The sequence below is a fragment of the Enterobacter chinensis genome (assembly GCF_034008295.1).
GTDB lineage: Bacteria > Pseudomonadota > Gammaproteobacteria > Enterobacterales > Enterobacteriaceae > Enterobacter > Enterobacter chinensis.
The window spans coordinates 1-206 of sequence record NZ_JARDVI010000025.1 but is presented as its reverse complement, the minus strand read 5'-3'; the positions used below and the strand labels follow the sequence as shown (position 1 = coordinate 206).

At 51.9% G+C, this 206-nt stretch carries 1 rRNA gene; it reads left to right on the top strand.

The window, feature by feature from the left end:
* Positions 1 to 134: 134 nt before the first annotated feature.
* Positions 135 to 206, top strand: a 5S ribosomal RNA gene (rrf, locus tag PYW49_RS23330); the annotation flags it as partial.

Here is a 206-nt window from a genome sequence, read left to right as displayed (position 1 = left end):
TGTGTAAGCGCAGCGATGCGTTGAGCTAACCGATACTAATGAACCGTGAGGCTTAACCTTACAACGCCGAAGCTGTTTCGGCGGTGAGAGACAGACAATCAAATTTCAGCCTGATACAGATTTAACAGAATTTGCCTGGCGGCTTTAGCGCGGTGGTCCCACCTGACCCCATGCCGAACTCAGAAGTGAAACGCCGTAGCGCCGAT